A 24,158-nucleotide genomic window follows, 5' to 3' on the forward strand; every position below is an offset into this window, starting at 1 on the left:
CAGAGTACGAATATCAGCATAAGGACGTGAACACATTGACAGAAGAGAACAAAGACCTCGAATTGGGCGATATCATTACATTGGACGATGAAAATGGTGAACCGTTGGGGGATTTCGAAGTATTGGCTATGTTCGACCTGAACGGTAAAGAATATATTGCCTTGGCTGAAGCTGTGGAAGATGAAGAAAGCGAAGAAGATGAAGAAGTGGATATCTTCGTATTCCAAGTAGACGGCGGCGAAATGGTACCATTGGAAGAGGACGAGGAGAGCACTGTTTACGCGAAGCTGAACGAAGTGCTGGAAGGCATCGAACTCATTAAAGAAGACAAGTAATCCCCGGATGAATGAAACAAGCCACTGCTGGCGTTAGAACCCAAGCAGTGGCTTTTTCTTGCTGTCGATCAGTCATTCATTTTAATAATGTTATCCTTAAGGTCTCGTACAACGAGAAGGCATGTATAGTCCGTATCTTGCAGTTCCCGAACCAATGCCGAGCACTCATCTTTGGTAAGACCTAGCTTTTCGAGACGAGTACGGAGTTCTTTACCGCCATTGTCAAAGAAATGCGCCATGCTGTCAATGTGACCGACGGCACTTTCAAAGTGGGTACTGTATTTATAAAAATTGTTTCGTTGATTTGAGTGATTTTTATCAGGATTCCATTTCAAAACCCAGATGTCATCACTGTTGTATCCAGCAGAATTTAACGCATGAACGTCAGAAGCTAGCTCAGCATCATACTTATGGAATTTGACAAACGGCTTGGTAGCACTGATCAAAAGTATTCCCCCCTTTTTGGCCTCAGGAATCGATGCCTTACTAGGATGCCCAAAGCCAAAGCGCGGATGAATGGAAATACCTGAGGCATATTTTCCTTATTAGTAGCAGGATTTACGATTGTGTGGGAAGAAATAGAGAAAGGGAAACAGATGTTTTGGTTTTTCGTTTTGACCAATCTTCACCATTAGTGCTACACTAATTAATGGAATATGCATATCAAGTACAGTTCGAAATGAGAAACGAGGAATACTGAGAAGAATCGGCCATCTCGCTAGGGGCGAGGTGGCTTTTTTGCCCCATTTTGCTACTGGCGTTGAATACTATGGGAACCATACGGTACAATAGCGATTAAGTGTTCGCTTTTATTAGGAAAACGTTCCTCTCATGGGGATTGAATCATCTCGGCGTTTTTCAAAAAAGGTGAATACGACGCTAGCCATCAGTAAAAAAGGCATGATCGTTTTTCTACGTGTCCGAAGAGTAGAGGGGAGAGCGCGATTGAAGGAAACAGAAACACAGCAAACACTAACGTATACGGAAGAAGATATTCAGGTCTTAGAAGGCTTGATTGCCGTTCGAAAGCGGCCTGGAATGTACATAGGCTCCACGGGCTCGCGTGGCCTGCATCATCTGCTGTGGGAAATTGTAGATAACGCCAAAGACGAGGCGCTTGCCGGCGTTAACGATAGCATCATCGTCACTTTGTACAAGGATGGCAGTGTCAGTGTGGAAGACCATGGACGCGGAATTCCAACGGGTATGCACAAGACTGGCCGACCTGTACCAGAAGTTATTTTTACGACGCTCCACGCTGGTGGTAAATTCGGCGGCGGCGGATATAAAAAAAGTGGTGGCTTGCACGGGGTAGGTTCCAGTGTCGTTGTCGCCTTGTCCAAATGGCTTGAGGTCGAAATCCACCGGGAAGGCAAAATTCATAAGCAACGCTTTGAATATGTGCTGGATGCAAATGGAATTGAGCATGTCGGTAAACCGGTTACCGGTCTTGATATCACAGGGAACACCAAACGTACAGGAACAACCGTACGTTTTCTGCCGGATGACGCGGTGTTTGGCAATGCTCGCTTTGATTATGAGACGATTCGTGATCGTTTTCGTGAGACGGCATTCCTTCTGAAAAAGCTGCGCATGGTTTTGATTGACGAGCGTGGGCCTGAAAAGAAAAGGGAAGAGTTTTACTTCGAAGATGGCTTGAAATCCTATGTTTCTTACTTGAACGAGGGGAAAAATACGCTCCATCCGATCGTTTACTTCGAAGGGGAAAAGGACAATATCTACGTCGAGCTGGCTTTTCAGTACAATGACGGCTATGCAGAGACACTGGTGTCCTATGTCAACTCGATTGTAACAACGGACGGCGGAACTCATGTCACGGGCTTCCGCAACGGTACGACCCGGATCTTTAACGAATTTGCCCGGAAAAAAGGGTACTTGAAAGATAAAGACCCGAACTTGACTGGAAACGATTTGCGGGAAGGTTTCCTCGGTGTATTGTCATTGCAAATGGCTGACGTCCAGTTTGAGTCCCAAACAAAAGACAAGCTGGGGAACGAAGAAGCACGGGCAATCGTAGAACAGATTGTTTCCGAAAAGCTAGGCTTCTTCCTCGAGGAAAATCCGGAAATAGGCAAGCTGCTGATTGACAAGGCATTGCGTTCTGCTGAGATTCGCGAAGAGCTGCGCAAACAACGTGAAGCACTGCGCGGCGACAAGAAAGGCAAAACCGCGAAAAAGCGCAAATCGATTTCAGAAAAGTTTACTCCACCACAATACAGAGACTCCAAGCGTAATGAGCTCTTCCTCGTCGAGGGGGATTCCGCGGGTGGCTCTGCAAAACAGGCGCGTAATTCAGAGTTCCAAGCCTTGTTCAGCCTGCGCGGGAAGCCGTTGAACACGGAAAAAGCAAAGCTTTCCGAGGTATTGGCGAACGAAGAGTTCCGCACGATTCTAGAGGTGCTTGAAACGGATATTGGCGAAGAGTTTTCCATCGAAAACTGTGCATTTGACAAAGTCATTATCATGTCTGACGCGGACGTGGACGGCTCGCACATTCAAACGCTGCTGCTGACCTTCTTCTTCCGCTACATGCGCCCGATGATTGCAGCTGGTCACTTGTATATTGCCCAACCGCCTTTGTATCAGGTGAAAAAGCAGAGCAAGGGTAAGCAGACAGAGGGGATCTACTGTTGGAACGATTACGAGCTGGAACAGGCATTGAAAAAGGCTGGACGCGGTGCTGAAGTGCAGCGCTACAAAGGTTTGGGTGAGATGAACGCCGATCAGCTCTGGGAAACAACTATGGACCCTGAGACGCGCAAGCTCATCAAGGTTGAACTGGAAGACCTCGCTCACTGTGAGAAGCTGGTAACCGTTTTGATGGGTGACAAAGTCCCACCACGGCGTGAGTGGATCGAGAACCACGTCACCTTTGAAGTGGGGGAGGATGAATAAGCATGCTGTCCAATCAAATTATTAATCAGAGCTTCGCGGAGATTATGGGAAAGCGCTTCGGGGACTATGCCAACCTGGTTATTCTCTCACGCGCGATCCCGGATGCTCGCGATGGACTAAAACCGGTACAGCGCCGTATTTTGTATGCCATGTACCAAGAAGGCAACACGAACGATAAACCATACCGGAAGTCAGCGAAAACGGTCGGGTATGTGATGGGTACCTATCATCCGCACGGTGACTCGGCGATTTACGAAACGATGGTACGGATGGCGCAATGGTGGAAAATGCGGCAGGTGCTTATTCAAGGTCACGGAAACTTTGGTAGCTTGGACGCAGACCCACCAGCCGCTATGCGTTATACCGAATCCAGACTGTCGGCATTGGCCAATGAGCTTCTGCGTGATATTGAAAAGGATACGGTTACATTTATCCCGAACTACGACAACTCCGCTCAACAACCGGCAGTATTGCCTTCACGGTTTCCTAATCTTCTCGTGAATGGTGCGGCCGGGATTGCGGTTGGTTTTGCAACGGACATCCCTACTCACAATTTGGGCGAGGTCATCGATGCGGCTGTTGCACAAATGAAGAACCCGAATATCTCGCTGGATGAGCTGATGCAGCACGTCAAAGGTCCAGATTTTCCGACAGGCGGCATTGTTCAAGGGCTGTCCGGAATTCGCAAGGCGTTTGAGACAGGCCGTGGTCAATTCATCATTCGCGGGAAGACCCATGTAGAGGAGCCAAAAGGCGGCAAAGTCAAAAAAATCGTCATTTCCGAAATCCCTTACGAGGTGGTCAAGTCGAAGCTCGTCGGCCAAATCGATGAGCTTGTGATGGAGCGCAAAATCGAGGGGGCGCTGGCGGTTCGCGATGAAACTGGTCGCAAAGAGGCTGAGCAGAAAAAAGTCCGTATCGTAGTGGATATTCGCAAGGAAGCGGATGAGCAGGCGATTCTCAACTACCTGTACAAAAATACGGATCTGCAAATCTATTACAATTACAACATGAACGTGATTCATGAGGGGACCATCCGCCAGATGGGACTCAAGGCTCTGTTGGGAGCGTACATCGACCACCAAAAAGAAGTCGTCACGAATCGCTGTCAATATGATCTGAATCGTAAGCAAAGCCGCGAGCATATCGTGGAAGGCTTGATTCGTGCCAAGTCCATTTTGCGTCAGATCGTCGATACGATTATGGATTCGGAAGACCGTGCAGATGCCAAGAAAAACATCATGGAGAAATACGGCTTCACCGAAAACCAAGCAGATGCGATCTTGAACATTCAGCTCGCTTCCTTAACTCGCTTGGATATCGTCAAGCTGGAAAAAGAATTGGCTACACTGGCAAAAGAAATCGAGGAATTGAAATCGATTTTGGCAAGCGAGAAAAAGCTGATTCAAGTCATTACAGGCGAGCTGAACGAGATCAAGAAAAAATACGCAGAAGAGCGCCTGACAGAAATCCAGGGCGAGATCGAGGAAATCAAAATCGATATCGCGATGCAAATCAATGCTGAGGATTGCATCGTAACTCTCACAAACGAAGGATATATCAAGCGGACGAGCCCGCGCTCCTTCAAATCAGTGGGGGGAACGTTGGAGACATGTGGGGTAAAAGAAGGAGACCGTGTCCGCTATTTCATGGAGGCGAATACGTCTCACACTGCTCTCTTCTTTACCCAGGACGGTAAATACTTCGCCACATTGGTCAACGCCTTCCCAGACGATAAGTGGAAGGATATTGGTTCCGCCCTCGTCAACATTATCCCGTTGGAGAAGAATCAGCGGATCGTTGGCTTTACGATCGTAGAAAACTTCAAACAACTGCTATATGTATACCATGTAAGCAAAAATGGTTTGATGAAAAAGACGGCGTTGTCCGAATACGAAACGAATCGTTCGAGTGCGTTGGTAGCTGCGAAGCTGAAAGCAGACGATGACGAGTTTGTAAATGTATTTGTGGCTGACGAAGCTGGGGCGATTCTCGGTGCGACAAAAGATGGCATGGGCATTCGATTCCAGCGCAGTGAAGTCAGCGCAACGGGTAGAGCATCGAGCGGGGTAAAAGCAATCGCACTTGCTCCTGGCGACGTTGTCATCACGATGCTTCCGATTGAGGAAGTCGATTCACGTGCCTTTAGCTTGTTGACGGCTGAAGGGGTTGTAAAACGCACAGCCATTGCTGCAATCCCACTCCAGGCTCGCGCAGGCAAAGGCGTACAGTTGATTCGTAAACGAAAAAATAATCCGCATGAGCTTGTTGCGATGTTCATCGAGGAAACGGTTTATGCCTGGACGTTGCAGAACGAATGGACCCCTGTCGAGACAGAGCAAGTGATCGTCAACGAGCAAGGTGGCATCGGCCGACAACTGGTGGAGGGTGGGGTAAAAGCAGTAGCTTTTGAAACCATTTTGCCGTCAGATGAACCGAAGGATGAAGCGACTGCAAAAGGCTCCGGAGACGGAGCTGGCACAGCAGGACAACAGAAAACGCCTAATGCCCAGGCTAGCCTGTTCGATGGAAATCATCGTGAATAAAAGGAATGATGAATAGATGGCGTTTGAAGCCTTTGTTTCACCGCTAAGCTGGCAGCAGGTTTCTCTGCTCCTCGATACTGTGCAATATTTCGAAGACGCTCCGAAACTGCTCTCTCTTCCACAAGACCAAGGAGCAAGTGTGCCTGTGCCGATTACGTCTGACACATTGACGACGATGCTTAGTTGTCTGGACGAAGAGGATGCATTTAGCCGGAAAGCTTTTTCATTGAGTTGGGAAGCAGCTGAGGACGAAGGGAGTGGCTATCTCGTTGTCGAGCTCCCGAATGGAGACACCGTGAGACAGCCAGCCGTTCTATCCGCTTTTTCTCCGGTTTAACAAATAAACGCTTTGGTGACGCGCTTGCATTTATGACAGGATGTGAGTCGTTTTGCCAAAGCGTTTTTTTGCATACAAAAAGATTGCCAGCGAATTGGAGTATGTGATACAGTTTGAACACGAGTTGTTGTGTAATAAAGTTAGTAACTTACTGGATTTGCATACTTACCACTGGAGGATGGAATCATGGAAAAAGTCATCGACCAAAAGGCTTTTATCGACGTCATTCGGGAGCGTCGTTCCGTACGTCATTACGATTCAACAGCAAAAATCTCGCGGGATGAGCTAAAGGAAATGCTTAAGGAAGCGACCTTGGCACCTTCAAGCTCCAACCTCCAGCCATGGCGGTTTTTGATTATCGATGAACAGCCATTGAAAGAGAAGCTGCTCCCCATCGCATTTAACCAAAAGCAAGTGGTTGAGGCTGCGGCGATTATTGCAGTCCTGGCAGACTATGAGGGCTACAAGCAAGCCGGGAGCATTTACAAAAAAGCCGTCGAAGCAGGCTACATGACAGAGGAAGTAAAAGCTACACTCATCGACAACATCAACAAGCGCTATGAGAATCGGGATCGAGCCATCATCAAGGAAATTGCTTTGGTAGACGGAGGTCTCGTCTCGATGCAATTGATGCTCGTTGCCAAGGTAAGAGGGTATGACACGGTGCCAATGGGAGGCTATAACAGCGAGAAATTCAAAGAAGCTTTCCAAATCCCGGATCAATATGAAACGGTCATGTTGATTGCAGTTGGCAAAGCGGCTGAGCCTGGTCATCCGACTACTCGCCTGGATGTAGAAGAAATTACGTTCTGGAATGAAATGCCGAGTAAATAAGCATGGAGAAATGGAATAGCCTTGGCCTGATATATGATTTTGGGCCTGGGCTTTTTTCACGTTTACAAGCTTTCGAGGGACAGACATGCTGGCAATCAGGTGAAATGGGGCGTACAATAGGGTGATGGGACAGTAACGAAAGAGAAGCCGCAGACGAGCGAAAGAAGGGTGTAGGATGAAAAGATTGTTGGCAATCAGCGATATTCATGGGGAATTGGACAAACTGGAATCGTTGATGGAGCAAGTTCAGTACGATCCACAAGACGATCAATTGATCCTGCTAGGTGATTATGTAGACCGTGGACCAGAGTCGAAGGGGGTCGTCGACAAGGTAAAACAGCTCCATGCAGAAGGAGCAATCGTGTTGATGGGCAACCATGATCATATGATGGTTAAATCATTCGAGCAAGACCCTGTCTTTATCGAACGATGGTTCCGAAACGGCGCACAAAAGACGTTGGCGAGCTATGGTCATGCCGCAGCAGATACGGAGTCTGGTGCACCGGAGGCCTTGGAAATCACCTCTTCAGTCAAAGAGCATCTGGAATTTTTGGCTGGCTTGAACTGCTATTATGAAACCGATGATTATATTTTTGTTCACGGGGGTGTACATCCCGAGACTCCAGTTGCAGAGACTGACCCGTACCTGCTGATGTGGATACGTGATGAGTTCCATAAAGGTTACCAGGGTGAGAAGACTGTTATTTTTGGTCACACGCCAACCAGTTACTTGCACGGTAAACATGATGTGTTTTACGGAGAAAATAAAATCATCGGCATTGACGGCGGGGCCGTATACGGCGGCCGTCTGCATTGCTTGGAACTGCCTAGCCGAAAGGTTTACTCGGTAGAGTAATAAAACAAGAACGAAGGCTTCCACCTCTCTTTCCAAAGAGCGGGTGAAAGCCTTTTTGATATGCGTCAAGATAAGTTCAGAGTAAGATTGTAATGAATTTTTATTCAAATAAATTGCAAAAATTAATAATTTAAGGCTTGTATTCCAATATATGGGATAGTAAAATATTCCCAAATCACTCATATTCTTATTGTTCACCATCATATTAGCCCACGTGAATATTTGCAAATCAATGACCAATTTCCCCTGCTATACTCGCTGCAATGTGACCGTTACTCTAATCATCGCCCTTATTCCACTCCTAGAAAAGACAAAAGAACCAGCCATTTAAAAAAATGATTGATCGATACATCTATTCCTGGAAAAAGGTAAGAATCACCCATCTCATTATGACGATGGTTTCTTACTGGTTGACTCTTCAATAAAAATCAATAAATGGGATAAAAGTAAAGTGTGTATATCCTTTCGTTGCATTCCAAAGTACTGAAAGAAAAAAATGGGCTGCCCTTTTTTTCCGGGTAAGTGGCGATATGGTTCCGGGCAAAAGTTCCTAATATTCAGAATGAAATAACTGTTTGCTTATATCGGGTACGAGCCTAAGTGAAGCCCGGAATAGAAAGCGGGAGACAGGCGATTCGTACAGCGAGTCACAGCTTGGGGAAATTCACTTCTCTTGTATGCACGTGGGGAGCAAGAGGGAGCATTTGGAGTGGTTATGCTCACCAGGCAAGTGTGAGAAACTATCAAACACGGGACAAGGGAGGAACAACGCTTTGCATATTGTTCAGACATTAGTAGAAGCGCTGGAATTGTGGAAGAACGAGGACCATAAAGGCGTTACCTTCATTTTGGGAGACCAGAATGAGGTGTTTGTTTCCTATAAAGAATTGTATGAAGAAGCCCTCGGATATTTATTTGTCCTCCAAAAAAATGGAATCAAGCCTGGTGATGAGGTCGTTTTTCAAATTGAGGATAGCAATCTCCGAACTTTTGTCTGCCTTTTTTGGGGATGCTTACTCGGTGGAATGATTGCTGTTCCTATCTCTGTAGGGGATAACGAAGAGCATCGTCTTAAGCTGTTGAAGGTTTGGCGGACATTAATCAATCCGTATCTCATTACAACCGACAGTGTCTGGAAACGACTGGAGGATTTCTTTAGTAAACACAACTACCTGACGGAAATGGAATCGTTGAAGTCGAAGTCCTTCCTGCTTGATGAGACCGTGAAAACAGAAGAGAAGGGCACCATCTATTACCCTTCTGCTGATCATGTGGCCTTTATTCAATTTTCATCGGGGTCTACAGGGGATCCAAAAGGGGTTACCCTGACGCATGAAAACCTTGTCCATAATGTGCTTGCGATTAATAACAGACTTGAAACGACTGAGTCTGACTCATTTCTAAGCTGGATGCCCTTAACTCATGACATGGGGATGATCGCGTTCCATTTATCCCCGTTGTACGCAGGAGTTCAGCATTATTTTATTCATACCTCACTGTTTATCAGGCGACCTACGCTATGGCTGAAGAAAGCAAGCGAGCACAAGGCGACAATTACTTCTTCTCCGAACTTTGGGTATAAATATGTGTTGTCTAGGTTTAAACCAGAAGTGGCAGAAGAGTGGGATTTGTCAACGCTCCGCGCGATTCTAAATGGTGCAGAACCCATCGCTTCAGAATTAATTTATCACTTTTTGGATCAGATGAGCCCTTATGGATTGAAGAAAACAAGCATGCTCCCATGCTATGGATTGGCTGAAGCCTCTGTGGGAGTATCGATACCTGATCAAAACTTGCATTTTACAACGATTTCTCTGGATCGTAGGTTTATCCAGATAGGAAAGCCAATCAAGATGACGGATCAAACAAATCCAGAAGCGCTCACCCTAGTAGAAGTCGGTTACCCCATTGATTTTTGCGAGGTAAGAATATGTGATGACGAGGATCGGGAGCTGCCAAGCGATTCGGTTGGCCATATCCATATTAGAGGGAAGAATGTAACCGCTGGATACTACAACAACCCTGTTGCCACCGCAAATGTAATGACGGCTGATGGATGGCTCAGAACAGGGGATCTGGGTTTTATGCGAAACGAACGTCTTGTCATTACGGGGCGTGAAAAAGACATCATCTTCGTGAATGGTCAAAACGTTTATCCGCATGATATTGAGCGGATTGCTGAGGAAGTTGAAGGAGTCGAGCTTGGGAAGGTCGTTGCTTGCGGGGTATTTAACGAGGAGAGCAAAGAAGAAGACATTCTCGTGTTTATCCTTCATCGGAAAAGTGTAGAAGACTTCATTGCGCTTTCTAAGAAAGTGAAAATGCATTTGAACGAGCGAACAGGGTGGAGAATAAGCGAGGTCTTGCCGATTCAGCGCATCCCCAAAACCACGAGTGGAAAAGTCGAACGATATAGAGTGGCTAGGGAGTATCAGTCTGAAGCATTCCGCGATGTTACCGAGGAGATGCAACGCCTAATCACCGAAGAGGTAAAAGAGGAGAGAACCGATCAATCACCTCAGTTACGTGAAGAATTAGAAAAACAATTGCTTACGATTTGCCGCGAGGTGCTTCAATCAGACAAATTGGGACCAAACGACAGTTATTTTGACGTAGGCGTGTCCTCTATGCAGTTGACCCAGTTAGCAGGGCGGATAGAAGAAGAGATGGGGATCACATTGGCGGTTACCGATTTGTTTGCCTATCCGACGATCTCCAAGCTTTCTCGCAGTCTCTTCCATGACGATCAAGCGACTGATCGCATAAAAGAGACAGATACGAGCCAACAGAAACAAAAGGATATCGCGATTATCGGTATTTCTTGTAAGTTCCCGCAGGCTCAGGATGTGGATCAATTTTGGCAAAACATCCGGGGAGGAAAGGATTGTATTCATGAGCTTCATGGTCAGAGACGAAAGGACACAGAACAATATGTATCGCTAGTCAGAAGCGAGCAGGGCAATCCTAGCCTTGTGGAGGGTGGTTATTTAGAGGAGATTGATAAGTTTGACTATTCGTTCTTCTCGATCACCCCAAAAGAAGCGAAGCTAATGGACCCCAACCAAAGACTGTTCCTTGAAAATGCTTGGAATACGCTAGAGGATGCAGGCTATGGCGGACACAAGCTTTCAGGGGAAAAAGTAGGGGTGTATGTCGGATTCTCCAAGTTGGGATACGATTACGAACGCCTTTTGTCAGTGGTAAGTCCCAAGGATTTGCCCTCTTATGCAGTAGGCAACCTTCCTTCCATTATTGCAAGCCGCATCTCGCACTTGCTTGATTTGCGTGGCCCTGCTGTCACCGTGGATACAGCCTGCTCTTCTTCCTTGGTTGCGGTTCATATGGCGTGCAAGGCTATCCAAAACGGAGATTGTGAGATGGCATTGGCAGGTGGAGTCAAAACCATCCTGCTGGCGCTGAAGGCTGGAATTGGAATGGAATCCTCTGACAACCGTTCAAGGGCGTTTGACGATCAATCTGATGGAACGGGTTGGGGGGAAGGCGTAGCTACTGTTCTGTTAAAACCTTTGGAAAAAGCCATCGAGGACGGGGATCACATCTATGCTGTGATTAAGGGAAGTGCTGTGAATCAAGATGGCGTTACAGTCGGGATTACCGCACCGAACTCACAGGCCCAGGCAGAATTAATCGTAGACGCTTGGGAGGATGCGCAAATCGACCCTGAAACGATTAGCTATATAGAGGCGCATGGAACGGGTACAAAACTAGGGGACCCCGTTGAGCTTGATGGAATTCAGAGAGCATTCCGACAATATACACAGAAAAAACAGTTTTGTGGAATCGGCACTGTCAAAGCAAATATTGGACATTTATATGAAGCAGCGGGAATCGCTGGATTGATTAAGGCTGCTTTACAGTTAAAACACAAAGAACTGCCGGCCCTCGTCCATTTCCAGAAACCGAATCGGAATTTCGCATTTGAAAAGTCGCCAGTCTATGTACAAAACAGACTGGAAAAATGGGAGACAGATGGACATCCAAGGAGATGCGGGGTTAGCTCGTTTGGATTTAGCGGGACCAATAGCCACGTTATTTTGGAAGAGTATGTGCCAGTTAATGAAACGGAGATGACAGTCTCAGACGAGGTGCAAGTATTTACCTTGTCGACCAAATCCGAGTCAGCCCTTCAACGTCTGATTCAAAAGTACCGGGAGTTTCTTTCTTCCAGCGGACCGCTTTCTCTGTCTGATTTGTGCTATACGGCAAATACCGGGAGAGAAACGCTTCCCTATCGGATTGCACTCATTTTGCATAGTCGCAGCGATTTCGAACAAAAACTCGACCGATTGGCGGTCCGGCTTGAAAATGATCGAGATGTTTTCGTCTATTCACCTAGTAAAAAGCGCGTTCCAGAAGAAACCGTTCATCTGTTGAGTCAATCCGCTCGGGATGTGCAAGAAAAGTACCACAAGGCGAGTACAGAGATGAAGTATTCGTATGCCACGACATTATGTGATTTGTATGTACAGGGGGCTACGGTTGACTGGGATGAGTTCTACAGAGATGGCAAAAAGAGAAGAAAAATGCCACTGCCGGTCTATCCTTTCGATCAGCATCGCTCTTGGATTACAGATGATGTGATCAGCATCATTCCAGAACAGACGAATACGATTAGCGGAAATAGAGGTGCTACTGTGTCAGAGATAGGAACTGCGCCAATCGCAAAAGTACTGAAAGAGTTGGTTCATCATGCTTCTGGTTTTGCTGTAGATGAAATTGATCCATCCCTTCATTTTCTGGAGCTAGGCTTGGATTCTATTATGCTCGTACAAATCAATCGTGAAATTCAAGAAAAGTTTGGAGTGGTCATTCCTGCCCAAGAATTGTTTGAAACCATTACCAGTGTGGACAAGCTAGCGGCCCACATCGCCCAGGAGCTATCCAGTAGCCCCGCTGTGGCTTCTGCCAAACAAATGGAATGGATGGCAATCGAGCAACCGAGAGCAAGCATGGTTGTGGAACAGAATGACGTTCACAATATTCAACAATCAGAGCCGATTGAACAAACCATGAAAATGCCAGTCTCGAGAAGCACAGGGGCGGTTGAAACCATTATCGAAAAGCAGATTTCGCTGTTGTCTGAACACCAAAACCAAATGGCTACGCTGTTACAAAAGCAATTGGAGCTGTTGAATCAAGAACAAAGCTTTGTACCAAAGCAACAAGTTGAATCTGTGCCTGTAGCTCCCGAGAGCAAGAAACCCGAAGGTAAACCACCCGTCAAGGTGAATGAAGAGGAACGCCAGAAGCCATTTATACCGTATCAGCCACTGATGATCGGTGAACGAGGCAATTTTACACCGACACAAAGGGCGTATTTGAACACATTCATTCAAAGCTATACGGAAAAGACAAAGCACTCCAAGAAGTATACGCAAGAGCACCGATTTGTTCATGCCAACAATCGCAATGTGTCTGGATTCCGTTCTTATTGGAAGGAAATGGTCTATCCGATCATTACACAAGCATCAGCTGGTTCAAAAATGTGGGATCTGGATGGGAATGAATATGTCGATTTGACGATGGGTTTCGGTGTAAACCTGCTCGGTCATAATCCCGCATTTATCATGAAAAAGCTGGAGGAACAGATTCAATCTGATCTGCCTCCGCTGGGTCCAATGTCGGATGTAGCTGGAAGGGTAGCAGAATTAATCAGCGAGCTATCCGGAGTAGAGCGTGTCGCTTTTTACAATTCGGGGACAGAGGCAGTAATGGTGGCACTGCGCTTGGCTAGAGCTGTTACAGGCCGTTCGAAAATCGCATTATTTTCCGGCTCCTATCACGGTACATTTGACGGCGTTCTGACTGTTGCTGATCCTGAGTCCCAGGACGGGAAGGCCATACCAATGGCACCAGGTATTACCCAGCATACGGTGGATGACGTCCTAGTCTTAAACTACAACCATCCAAAATCAATCGAGCTGATCAAAAAACATGCACATGAACTGGCCGCAGTATTAGTCGAGCCTGTTCAAAGCCGCCGTCCAGATCTGCAGCCAGTGGAATTCTTGAAGGAAGTCAGAGAGATTACAAGCCAATCAGGCACTGCCCTTATTTTTGACGAAATCATTACAGGATTCCGCATACATCTTGGTGGCGCACAGGCGTGGTACGGAATAGAAGCAGACCTCGTTACGTATGGAAAAGTTCCGGGTGGTGGCATGCCGATCGGTGTTGTAGCCGGTAAAGCTGCGTTCATGGATGCAGTGGACGGGGGAATCTGGAATTTTGGGGATCATTCTTACCCGGTAAATGCCGAGAAAAAGACGTTTGTGGGCGGAACGTTTTGTACGCATCCACTGACGATGCACGCTGCGATCGCTACTCTGGAATATTTGAAGGAACAGGGGCCGAAGCTTCAGGAAGCGTTGACTCAAAAGACCCTCTACTTGGTAGAAACACTTAACGCGTATTTTAAGAACGAACAGATTCCAATCCAGATGATTAATTGCGGTTCCTTGTTCCGCTTCGTATCGTTTACCGATATAGAATTGTTCTTCTATCATCTGATTAGCAAGGGCATTTATATATGGGAGGGCAGAAATTGCTTCCTTTCCACAGCCCATTCTGATGAGGATATTGAGAGACTGATCCATGCGGTGAAGGAAAGTATTGATGATCTGAGGCGAGGAGGTTTTTTGCCAGAGCCACCCCCAACTTCTCCGAATGGTGGACGGAAACAAAACCAAGTCGTCGAAATGACAAACTTTACGAGAACGGATGGACAAAAGCCAGAGGCAACGCCTGTGGAAAGTGTGGGGGAACAACTGAAGCTTCCTCTTAGCCCTGAACAGAAACAAATGTGGTTTGCAGTCAAATATCGCGTGGAAGCATCCGCCGCTTTTAACGAGACTATCTCCCTTCAGGTGGAGGGTGAGCTTGATATCCCTGTGTTTGAGCGGGCAGTCCAAACCATGGTGGATCGTCATGAAGCATTGCGGACCATCATTGATTCAAACGGGGAGTATCAGGTGGTACTTCCCAAGAGGGACATACGTGTTCGATTCGTGGATTTGAGCAATCTTTCATCCGAGGAACAGGAAGAAAAAAGGAATCAGCTATTGGATGAACAAACAGGCACGCCATTTGACCTGTCTTCTGAGGCCCCCCTGTATCGGGTAAGTGTCATCAAGCTGGCTACCGCCAAATTCCTGACTTCCTACACCTTCCATCACATGATTGCGGATGGGTGGTCCATGGCTGTTTTTATAAAAGAGCTGGATGATATTTACTCGGCCCTTACACAGAAACGACCAATATCGCTCGAGCCGTCTACACCGTTTTCTACGTACCGAAATTGGCAAGAAGATCAGATGCAGAATCCAGCGTTTCAGGACGCGCTCACGTACTGGAACGAAAAATTTGCAGATCCAATCCCCAAGCTCGTTTTTCCTTTAGAGCAACGTGAAGTGGGAAAACCAACTTTTACAGGCGAGCGAATTACCTTCAAGATCGACAGTAACATCACAAGGAAGGCAAGAAAAAGAAGCATTCAAAACAAGAACAGTCTGTTTATTACCTTACTGGCTTCTTTTAACCTCTTCCTTCATCGCATTCTTGGGAATAGAAAAATGGTTGTTGCGATTCCTACTGCGGGTCAATCCCATATCGGCAAAATGTCCTTGATCGGAAACTGCGTCAATCTGTTGCCGGTTTGCACGGAGATTGACGGCAATGATACGGCAGCGGATTATTTGTCCCAGGTGAAACAGGCGGTTGCGGAGATGGAAAAGCATCAAGCTTACTCCTTTGCAGCATTAGCTGAGAATTTGCCGCATCAGAACTTGCCAGAGCTTTCTGTGTTGTTCAATATGGATCGACCGCTTCACAACCTGACTTTCGCTCAAATGAAGGCTACGCTGTTGCCCAATCGGATCATTTACAGCAAGTACGATCTTTTTGTCAACGTGACAGAAGTGGGCGGAGAGCTTGTGGTGGATGTGGATGCACGGAGCGGGGTAGTAACCACGGAGATTCTTCGCAAGTGGGGCGTCTACTTTGCCAATCTTTTGCATCGTATTGCAGAAGACGATCAGGAAAAAATTCGTGCACTGTCACTTTTACAGCCCAATGAGATGGAAAGAATGATACGCGAATCCAGTGGCAACCTGGGCAAATATGCAGCGGAATGGACAGAACTTTTGCAGGATGTGCCAGATGATCGAGTAGGACGAGCTTCCCTCTATGTCCTGGATCAATATCAGCAATTGGCCCCTGTGGGTGCGGTCGGACAGGTGTATCTGGCTGATGGGGGATTTGAGCATGCTGACCCGTCTCATTGGCAGCGAACAATGAAAACGGCTGTTCCCCTAGGAAATGGAGAAATCCAAATCATCCATTTATCCGATCGTCTTGCAGGGCAAAGAAGTACGAGAGACAGAGAAGTAGAGCAGGCTGGTACGGCGACCGAAGAGACCATCAGAGTCATTTGGCAAGAAATCTTGGGAAGCTCCCCGATGTATCTGGATGATAATTTTTTTGAACAAGGCGGGAACTCCTTACAAGCGACTGTCATGCTCAGCAGAATCTACAAGGAATGCCACGTGCAAATTCCTTTGCATCAAATTTTTCAATCGCAGACGATACGTGAATTAGCCAAATATGTAGACTCGTCCAAGCATCAAGCTTTTACACCCATTCGCTCATGCGAGTTGCAGCCATACTATAAGTCTTCTTCTGCACAGAAAAGAATGTACATCCTCCAAGGTCTGGATGGAGGAACCGCCTATAACCTATCCGGCTACTTACAATTGGATGGGGAACTGGAACTCGATCGTCTGATTCACTCTTTGCAGCAGGTTGTACAAAGGCACGAGTCTTTCCGAACCAACTTTGTGATTAGAGATAATGAAGTCGTTCAAGTTTTACATGACGATCTGCCATTGGATATTGAGGTCGAGCAATTGGCCGAAGAGGATGTAAATGAGGCGATTCGCACCTTTATCCAGCCATTTGATCTCAGCAAAGCACCGCTTATTCGGACGAAAATCTTCCAAGTGTCAGCCAAACGCTTCATTGTGGCTGTGGACATGCATCACATTATTTCGGACGGCTATTCGGTCTCTCTGTTTATCCGTGAGCTGCTCCATACGTATAGAGGAGAATCACTGCCTGAGCTCGGTGTGACGTATAAAGATTTCGTGGCATGGGAGCAAGAGAGGGAGCAGTCAGAACAGCTCTTGGCTCAAAAGGAGTACTGGCTTGAGCAATTTAGCCTAGGAGAACTTCCGGTATTGAAGCTACCGATTGATTACCAAAGACCGCCGGTTCAATCCTTTGAAGGTGACCGCTTGACGATGGGGATCGGTGAGGAAGTCAGGAAGCAGTTACTCCAATTGGCTAGGGAAACTGACACGACCTTGTACATGGTATTGCTTGCTGCTTACAATGTACTGCTTTATCGATACACAGGGCAGGAGGAGCTGATTGTCGGTTCTGCTGTGGCGGGAAGACAACACCCTGATTTGGAACGAATGATGGGCATGTTTGTAAATACGTTGGCCATCCGAAACTATCCGACAGGAAGCAAGACCTTTATGGATTTCCTGAAAGAAGTGAAAAATCAAGCCATACGTGCCTTTGAAAATCAGGAGTACCCGTTTGAAAAACTGGTTGATGCTCTTCAATTAAACAAAGATTTGAGCCGCAATCCTCTATTTGATACCATGTTTGATTACCATTATGAATCCTTTGACGACGTGGCCTCAGATGATTTCAACGTCACGACGTATGAATATCCAAAAGGTGTGTCCCTCTTTGATCTCAGTCTTGATGTCCATGACGATGGGACGACGCTCACTTGCCAATTTGATTACAGCACTCATCTGTTTAAACGCGATACGGTTGAGCGAATGGCCAATCACTTTGCCAAGATTCTTCACTCCATTCTGCAGTCTAATGAGAGTTGCCTAGCTGATTTGGAGTACTTGTCCAGCGAGGACGTCAAGCAGGTTGTTGCCGACTTTAATCAAGCGAGAAAGCAAATACCCGCTCCTCTCTATCCAACGTTTTATGAATGGTTTGAGGCAGAAGCAATACGCCATGCAGAGCAAGTCGCTGTCTCTTACGGGGAAGAGCAGATCAGCTATCAGGAACTCAATGCGAAAGCAAACCGCTTGGCACGGACTCTGCGTGATCAGGGTGTAAAGCCAAACAGCTCCGTTGCGATTTTGGCAGAACGCTCGATTAACATGGTCGTCGCTGTTCTGGCTGTCATGAAGGCGGGTGGAGCCTATGTTCCGATTGATCCTCAGTATCCAAAGGACCGCATTTCGTTCATGCTGGAAGACAGTCAGGCAAAGGTCATGCTGGTCAATCAAAATGGACAGAGCGGACTAGACTTCAGCGGCGCTATTATCGATCTGGACGCAGAGGCCAGTTACAGGGAGGATTCGTCCAATCTCGACGCCATCTCCGGACCGAGCGATCTCGCTTATATCATTTATACGTCCGGCACTACTGGCAAACCCAAAGGGGTCATGATCGAGCATCGCAATCTGGTGAGTGTAGCCAATACATGGCGCTATGAGTACGAACTAGAACAGATGAATGTGAATCTCTTGCAGATGGCGAGTTTCTCTTTTGACGTGTTTGCAGGGGATTTGTGCAGAGCCCTGCTGCATGGTGGACATTTGGTGATTTGTCCAAGTGATGTAAGGATTGATCTTCCGGCACTATATCAGTGGTTGACCCGGTATGAAATTTCCTTGTTTGAATCAACACCTGCTCTTGTTCTTCCTTTTATGGAGTACATTTATCAAAATGGATTGTCGCTCACTCATCTGAAACTGCTGATTCTTGGTTCAGATACATGCCAAAGTGAAGCGTTTGTCCGCTTGGTCGAGCGTTTCGGGCAGATCAAAATCATCAATAGCTATGGAGTCACAGAGGCTGCTATTGATTCCAGCTACTTCGAAATGGCTGGCGATACCGAAATGACAACCGGAAATGTTCCGATCGGAAAACCGCTGCAAAACACAGAATTTTATGTGTTGGATTCCCAATGGCGGTCACAGCCGGTGGGCGTGTACGGAGAACTATATATCGGAGGAGCAGGTGTTGCGCGTGGTTATCTGAACCGAGAGGAATTAACCCGCGAGCGCTTCATCCAAAACCCTTTCCGTCCTGGCGAGACCATGTATAAGACCGGCGATATTGTGCGCTGGCTGGCAGATGGAAATATGGAGTTTGTTGGTCGTTCGGACTACCAATTGAAGATTCGTGGATTCCGTGTGGAGCTGGGCGAAGTCGAAAATCAACTGTTACGGCATGAAAAGGTTCGCAATGCCATGGTGCTCCCGAAGACAAGGGGAGATGAATCCGTTGTATTGTGCGCTTATTACACGACGGATGAGGAAGTAAGTACATCCGAAATCAAGGGCTTTTTAGCCGATTCCCTGCCTGAGTTCATGGTGCCAACCTTTATCGTCCAATTGGAAGAGTTGCCTGTGACGCCAAACGGCAAAATCGATCGTAATGCTTTGCCTGAACCCGATCTTTCTAAGCTAATATCCGAGGAATACGTAGAGCCAGCGACAGAAAATGAAAGAAAACTTGCAGGAATATGGCAAGAGGTCTTGGGGATCGAGCGAGTCGGCGCTCTGGATCGATTCTTTGAAATCGGTGGACATTCGCTGCATGCCGCCATTCTTCTTGCCAAAGTGAACAAGGAGTGGCAGGTAGAAATTCCGCTGCGAGCCGTTTTCCAAAATCCTACTGTCAGAAGTTTTGCCCACGTCATTTCTGAATCGACACTGACCGAAAAGCCTTTGATTCAGTTGGTTGGAAAACAAGAGAATTATGAGCTCTCTCCTTCGCAAAAAAGGATTTTCACGGTTCAATCACTCGATGAAACGAGTGTTGCCTATAACATGGCAGGCGCTCTGATTCTTTCCGGGCAGCTGGATTCTGCGGCATTGGAAAACGCATTCCAGTCCCTCATTCAAAGGCATGAGGCGTTCCGTACGTCCTTCGACTACGTAAATGGTGAGCCGAAACAATTTGTCCATGACTCTGTCCGTTTTGCCATCGATCAGGCTCACGCAGAGGACAGTCCTGAGAGTATAGAAAATCTCATACGGACGTTCATTCAACCATTCGAACTGAGCCAGGCACCATTATTGCGAGTCAAGCTGGTCAAACTGGTTGAGGACAAGCATTTGCTCCTGATCGACATGCACCACATCATAGCAGATGGAACATCGGTGAGCATTGTGATTGATGAGTTGAATCAACTGTATAACGGACGAAATCCAGAACCATTCACCGTTCAGTACAAGGATTATTCGGCTTGGTTGAAACAGCTCAAGGCGACGGGGCAGTCCCATAAGCAGGAGAAGTTCTGGGTAGATGAATTCAGCGGGGAGCTACCTGTCATGAATCTACCTACGGACTATCAGCGACCGCAGTTTCAAAGCTTTGAAGGGGGTACGGTCGAAAGCGAGATAGAGGCAGATGTATCCCGTAGCTTGCATGACTTGGCGAAGGAAGCGAATGTCACAGTCTTTTCGATTCTATTGGCGGCGTACAACGTTTTGCTGTCCAAATATACCGGGCAAGAGGACATTGTCGTAGGGACTCCAGTGGCAGGACGTAACCACACCGACGTTCAAAATGTAGTGGGAATGTTTGTAAATACGCTTGCACTGCGAAATTATCCAGCAGGCACCAAAACGTTCCGCGAGTTTGTCCAAGAGCTAAGTGAGAAGTCACTACTGGCGTTTGAACATCAGGATTATCCATTGGAAGACTTGGTAGAAAAGCTTCAAGTTCGACGTGACCCAAGCAGAAATCCGTTGTTTGACACCATGTTCTCCTATGACAATGTGGCAGATACGGCCTTTGATTGGAACAGGGTAGAGGTCAAACTTTATCCATTCCAAACGAAAATATCCAAGTTAGACATCGTCATGAATGTCGAGACGAGAAATGAAAGCTTTTTTGTGGAGTGCGAATATAGCACCAGTTTATTTAAGCCTGAGACGATGGAGCGTTTTATCAGCCATTTTACCAACGTACTGCGGCAGGTAGCTGCTAACATGGATATTCTTGTGGGCGAGATTGACCTCATGTCTCCGGAAGAAGTGCAGTTTATGGAGAAGCTCAGTAATGATACGAAGCGAGATTATCCTGTGGTACAACCGATCCATGTTGCCATCGAGGAATCAGCCAGCCTTTATCCGAATCGCATTGCCGTTTCCTATCAAGGCTCGACAATCACGTACCAACAATTGAACGAGAAAGCCAATGCAGTCGCTTCTGATCTGCTGAACCGCGGTATAGGAAAGGGCAAGTATGTACCTGTGCTGATGGAAAGAAGTCTGGAATTGGTCGTATCGTTATTAGGTGTAATGAAGTCGGGAGCAGCGTTTTCACCATTGGACATTCAGTGGCCTGTCGATCGACTCCAGTCTGTTATTGCCGAGCTGGGTAGCGAGTTCGTATTCGTAGAATCTGACCATTCCTTTACGGAGACGGATTTGGGAGCGAATTTGGTTGCGATTGATCTGGGGCACCTGACAACAGAAACCGAAAATCCTAATTTATCCGTATCGCCGGAAGACCCCATCTATGTCATTTTTACTTCTGGCTCAACAGGCAAACCAAAAGGAGTCGTCGTACCGCATAGAGGGATCGTCAACCGCTTTCTCTGGATGGATGACTACTTTGGACAAGACGCAGCGCAATCTGTCCTTCAGACCACCAACCATGTATACGACAGTGCCATTTGGCAATTCTTCTGGCCGCTGACGAATGGCGGAAAAACGGTCTTGCCTACTACGGGGATGACAGTCTCGGCTGATTACATGGCTGGAATCATAGAAGACGAACAAATTACCTTAACTGATTTCGTCCCATCTGTCTTTAATGTGATCGTAAATCAGTTAGCTGAAAATCTCGAACTGCAGGGCAAATTACAATCGCTCAAAAAGATCATTATCGGCGGCGAGGAAATCGTTCCGTCCGCAGTTTCCAAATTCCTGAAAATATTCCAGTATGTATCACCGACGAATTTGTATGGCCCGACAGAAGCAAGTATCGGATGCATTGCCTATCAAATTACGGGAGAGGAAGATCGCATCCCGATTGGAAAACCGATATTCAACACGAAAATCCTTCTACTCGATGCGTACGGAAAACGAGTGCCGATAGGTGTCCCTGGAGAAATTTACATTTCAGGCATGCCGCTTGGACTAGGTTATCTGCATAATGAGGAGCTAACGAGTCAGAGCTTTGTTGATAATCCATACGCGGAACCCGGCTATGAAAAAATGTATAAGACAGGGGATTTGGCTGTCTATTTACCGGATGGAAACATCCATTTCCTGGGCAGAAGGGATTTCCAGATTAAAATCAGGGGATATCGAATCGAGCCAGGGGAAATTGAAAGCAAGCTGCTTTCGCTGGAACAGGTAAAAGAAGCAATCGTTATCGCTAGAGAAGAAGAAAATGGGAGCAAGTACTTATGCGCGTATATTGTGACAGAGCATGAGCTTGCCGCTGACGAGTGGAGAGACCTGCTCGCGAAAGATTTGCCCGATTACATGATCCCGTCTTTCTTCGTTCGACTAGACGCTATGCCGATTACCGCTGTTGGAAAAGTGGATCGGAAAAAACTCCCTCTTCCTGATCGCTCCCTCTTGGTGGAGGAACACATCGTCGAGCCGTCCGATGAACAGGAGCAGATCATGGTCTCCATCTGGAAGGATGTGCTGGGGCTTGCGCAAGTAAGTGTGACCCACAACTTCTTTGAGCTTGGGGGAGACTCTATTAAAGCTCTTCAGATGATAGCGAGATTGAGGAATCATGGGTATGAGCTCCGATTGAAAGACTTGTTCCAAAACCCACGTATTCGCAGTGCAGCAAGATATCTCCAGACGCTGACCAGACAAATTGATCAAGGGCCTGTAATGGGAGCAGTAGCGTTGACACCGATCCAGATGAACTTCTTTGAACAAAACCATCAGAACCCGCATCATTACAATCAATCTGTCATGTTGTTCAGTGAAGCTGGCTTTGATCCAGAGCTGGTTCAACAAGCATTTATGAAGCTGATTGAGCATCATGATGCTTTGCGAATGAAATTCCAATTGAACGAGTCAGACATTGTGCAGGAACATCGGGAACTATACGAGTGCCAGGTCCCCATTCTGATCAGAGAGTTCCCGGCTCAATCCGTAGAGGATATGGAGCAGGCTGCGCAGCTCATACAGGAAGGAATCCATTTGTCGGATACTGCGTTGGTAAATCTCGGCCTTTTCCGAACAGAAGCAGGAGATCACTTGTTAATCGTGATTCATCATCTCGTAGTCGATGGTGTCTCATGGCGGATTCTTCTAGAAGATTTCCATACGGTGTATGACTCCTTGCAGCAGCAAGAAGAGCCTACTTTGCCTATGAAAACCGATTCCTATCAAACATGGTCAGAAGAATTGCAAAAATATGCGCAAGGAAGCGAGATTCAACAGGAAATCGCATATTGGAAGCAGGTCGAGGGAATGCCATTCTCTCCTCTGGCAAAGGCGGAAACGATTGGGGCACCGCTTATGCGAGATACAACAGATGTCACCATCGAGCTTGATGAAGCCTATACAGAAATGCTACTGAAGCAGAGCCACCAGGCTTATAACACGGAAGTAAATGATTTGTTGCTTACGGCGTTAGGTTTGGCGGTAAATGAGTGGGCGTCGATAGATCATGTGCTCGTCAATCTGGAGGGACATGGCAGAGAAGAGATCGTGAAGGGCATGGATATTTCACGCACGGTCGGATGGTTTACAGCCCAGTATCCATTCGTACTTGATATGAGCCGATCGGAATCCGTTGGCTACCAGATCAAAATGGTGAAAGACAGCCTGCGACGTGTGCCGAACAAAGGTATTGGATACAGTATTTTACAGTATCTGTCTGCGAGACAAACCGAAGTTCCGTTAACGTTCCAGGTAAAGCCCGAGATCAGTTTTAACTATTTGGGACAGTTCGATACAGACTTGGAATCTGGCAGCATAACGACTTCCTCTCTTTCACCGGGCCGAGAAATCAGTCCGTCCGCCATTCGATCCTTTGCGCTTGATGTGAATGGAATGGTGGTGAATCGCAAGCTGACACTTACTTTTACGTATCATCGTGAAGAGTTTGAAGAAGGAACCATTCAGCGCCTCGTGGATGCCTACCGAGAAAAGATCGTAGAAATCATTACGCACTGCTTATCGAAAGAGTCAGTCGAGCAAAGCCCAACAGATTTCACATACGATGAGCTGTCCATTGAGGAATTAGATCATCTTTCCCAACTGCTGGGTGAAAAAATTCAATGA

General features: G+C 46.9%; 8 protein-coding genes. 7 read left to right on the forward strand and 1 reads right to left on the reverse strand.

Annotated features, from left to right (window positions below; translation table 11 throughout):
- Positions 1-35 precede the first annotated feature (35 nt).
- A complete protein-coding gene (locus tag POF51_RS00240) occupies positions 36-335 on the forward strand; it encodes a DUF1292 domain-containing protein (protein ID WP_007718819.1) in 300 nt (99 codons plus the stop codon).
- 68 nt (positions 336-403) lie between these two features.
- Here POF51_RS00240 and POF51_RS00245 read toward each other — a convergent pair whose 3' ends face one another.
- Positions 404-781 carry a general stress protein gene (locus POF51_RS00245; RefSeq protein ID WP_016743484.1) on the reverse strand — a complete coding sequence of 126 codons (378 nt, stop codon included), beginning with the start codon at positions 779-781 and terminating at the stop codon, positions 404-406.
- A gap of 499 nt (positions 782-1,280) precedes the next feature.
- Between POF51_RS00245 and POF51_RS00250 the strand changes: the two genes are divergently transcribed.
- The 6 genes from POF51_RS00250 to POF51_RS00275 all read left to right on the forward strand — a co-directional run bounded on the left by POF51_RS00250 (position 1,281) and on the right by POF51_RS00275 (position 24,158).
- Positions 1,281-3,251 (forward strand): DNA gyrase/topoisomerase IV subunit B, encoded by a 1,971-nt coding sequence (locus POF51_RS00250; protein ID WP_026043128.1) that lies wholly within the window; start codon positions 1,281-1,283, stop codon positions 3,249-3,251.
- Between the two features lie 2 nt (positions 3,252-3,253).
- The gene (gene parC, locus POF51_RS00255) at positions 3,254-5,797 is read left to right on the forward strand and encodes a DNA topoisomerase IV subunit A (RefSeq protein ID WP_069844753.1); all 2,544 of its coding nucleotides are present in this window, start codon (positions 3,254-3,256) and stop codon (positions 5,795-5,797) included.
- A gap of 16 nt (positions 5,798-5,813) precedes the next feature.
- Entirely contained in the window at positions 5,814-6,134 is a 321-nt protein-coding gene (locus POF51_RS00260; protein ID WP_069844754.1) for a hypothetical protein, read from the forward strand.
- Positions 6,135-6,320: 186 nt separating this feature from the next.
- The gene (locus POF51_RS00265; RefSeq protein ID WP_271753131.1) at positions 6,321-6,968 is read left to right on the forward strand and encodes a nitroreductase family protein; all 648 of its coding nucleotides are present in this window, start codon (positions 6,321-6,323) and stop codon (positions 6,966-6,968) included.
- Positions 6,969-7,143: 175 nt separating this feature from the next.
- A complete protein-coding gene (locus tag POF51_RS00270; protein ID WP_069844756.1) occupies positions 7,144-7,824 on the forward strand; it encodes a metallophosphoesterase family protein in 681 nt (226 codons plus the stop codon).
- Positions 7,825-8,597: 773 nt separating this feature from the next.
- Complete coding sequence (locus POF51_RS00275) at positions 8,598-24,158, forward strand: non-ribosomal peptide synthetase (RefSeq protein ID WP_271753133.1); 15,561 nt, start codon at positions 8,598-8,600, stop codon at positions 24,156-24,158.

It is taken from the genome of Brevibacillus sp. AG (genome assembly GCF_028369215.1).
GTDB classification, from domain to species: Bacteria; Bacillota; Bacilli; order Brevibacillales; family Brevibacillaceae; genus Brevibacillus; species Brevibacillus porteri.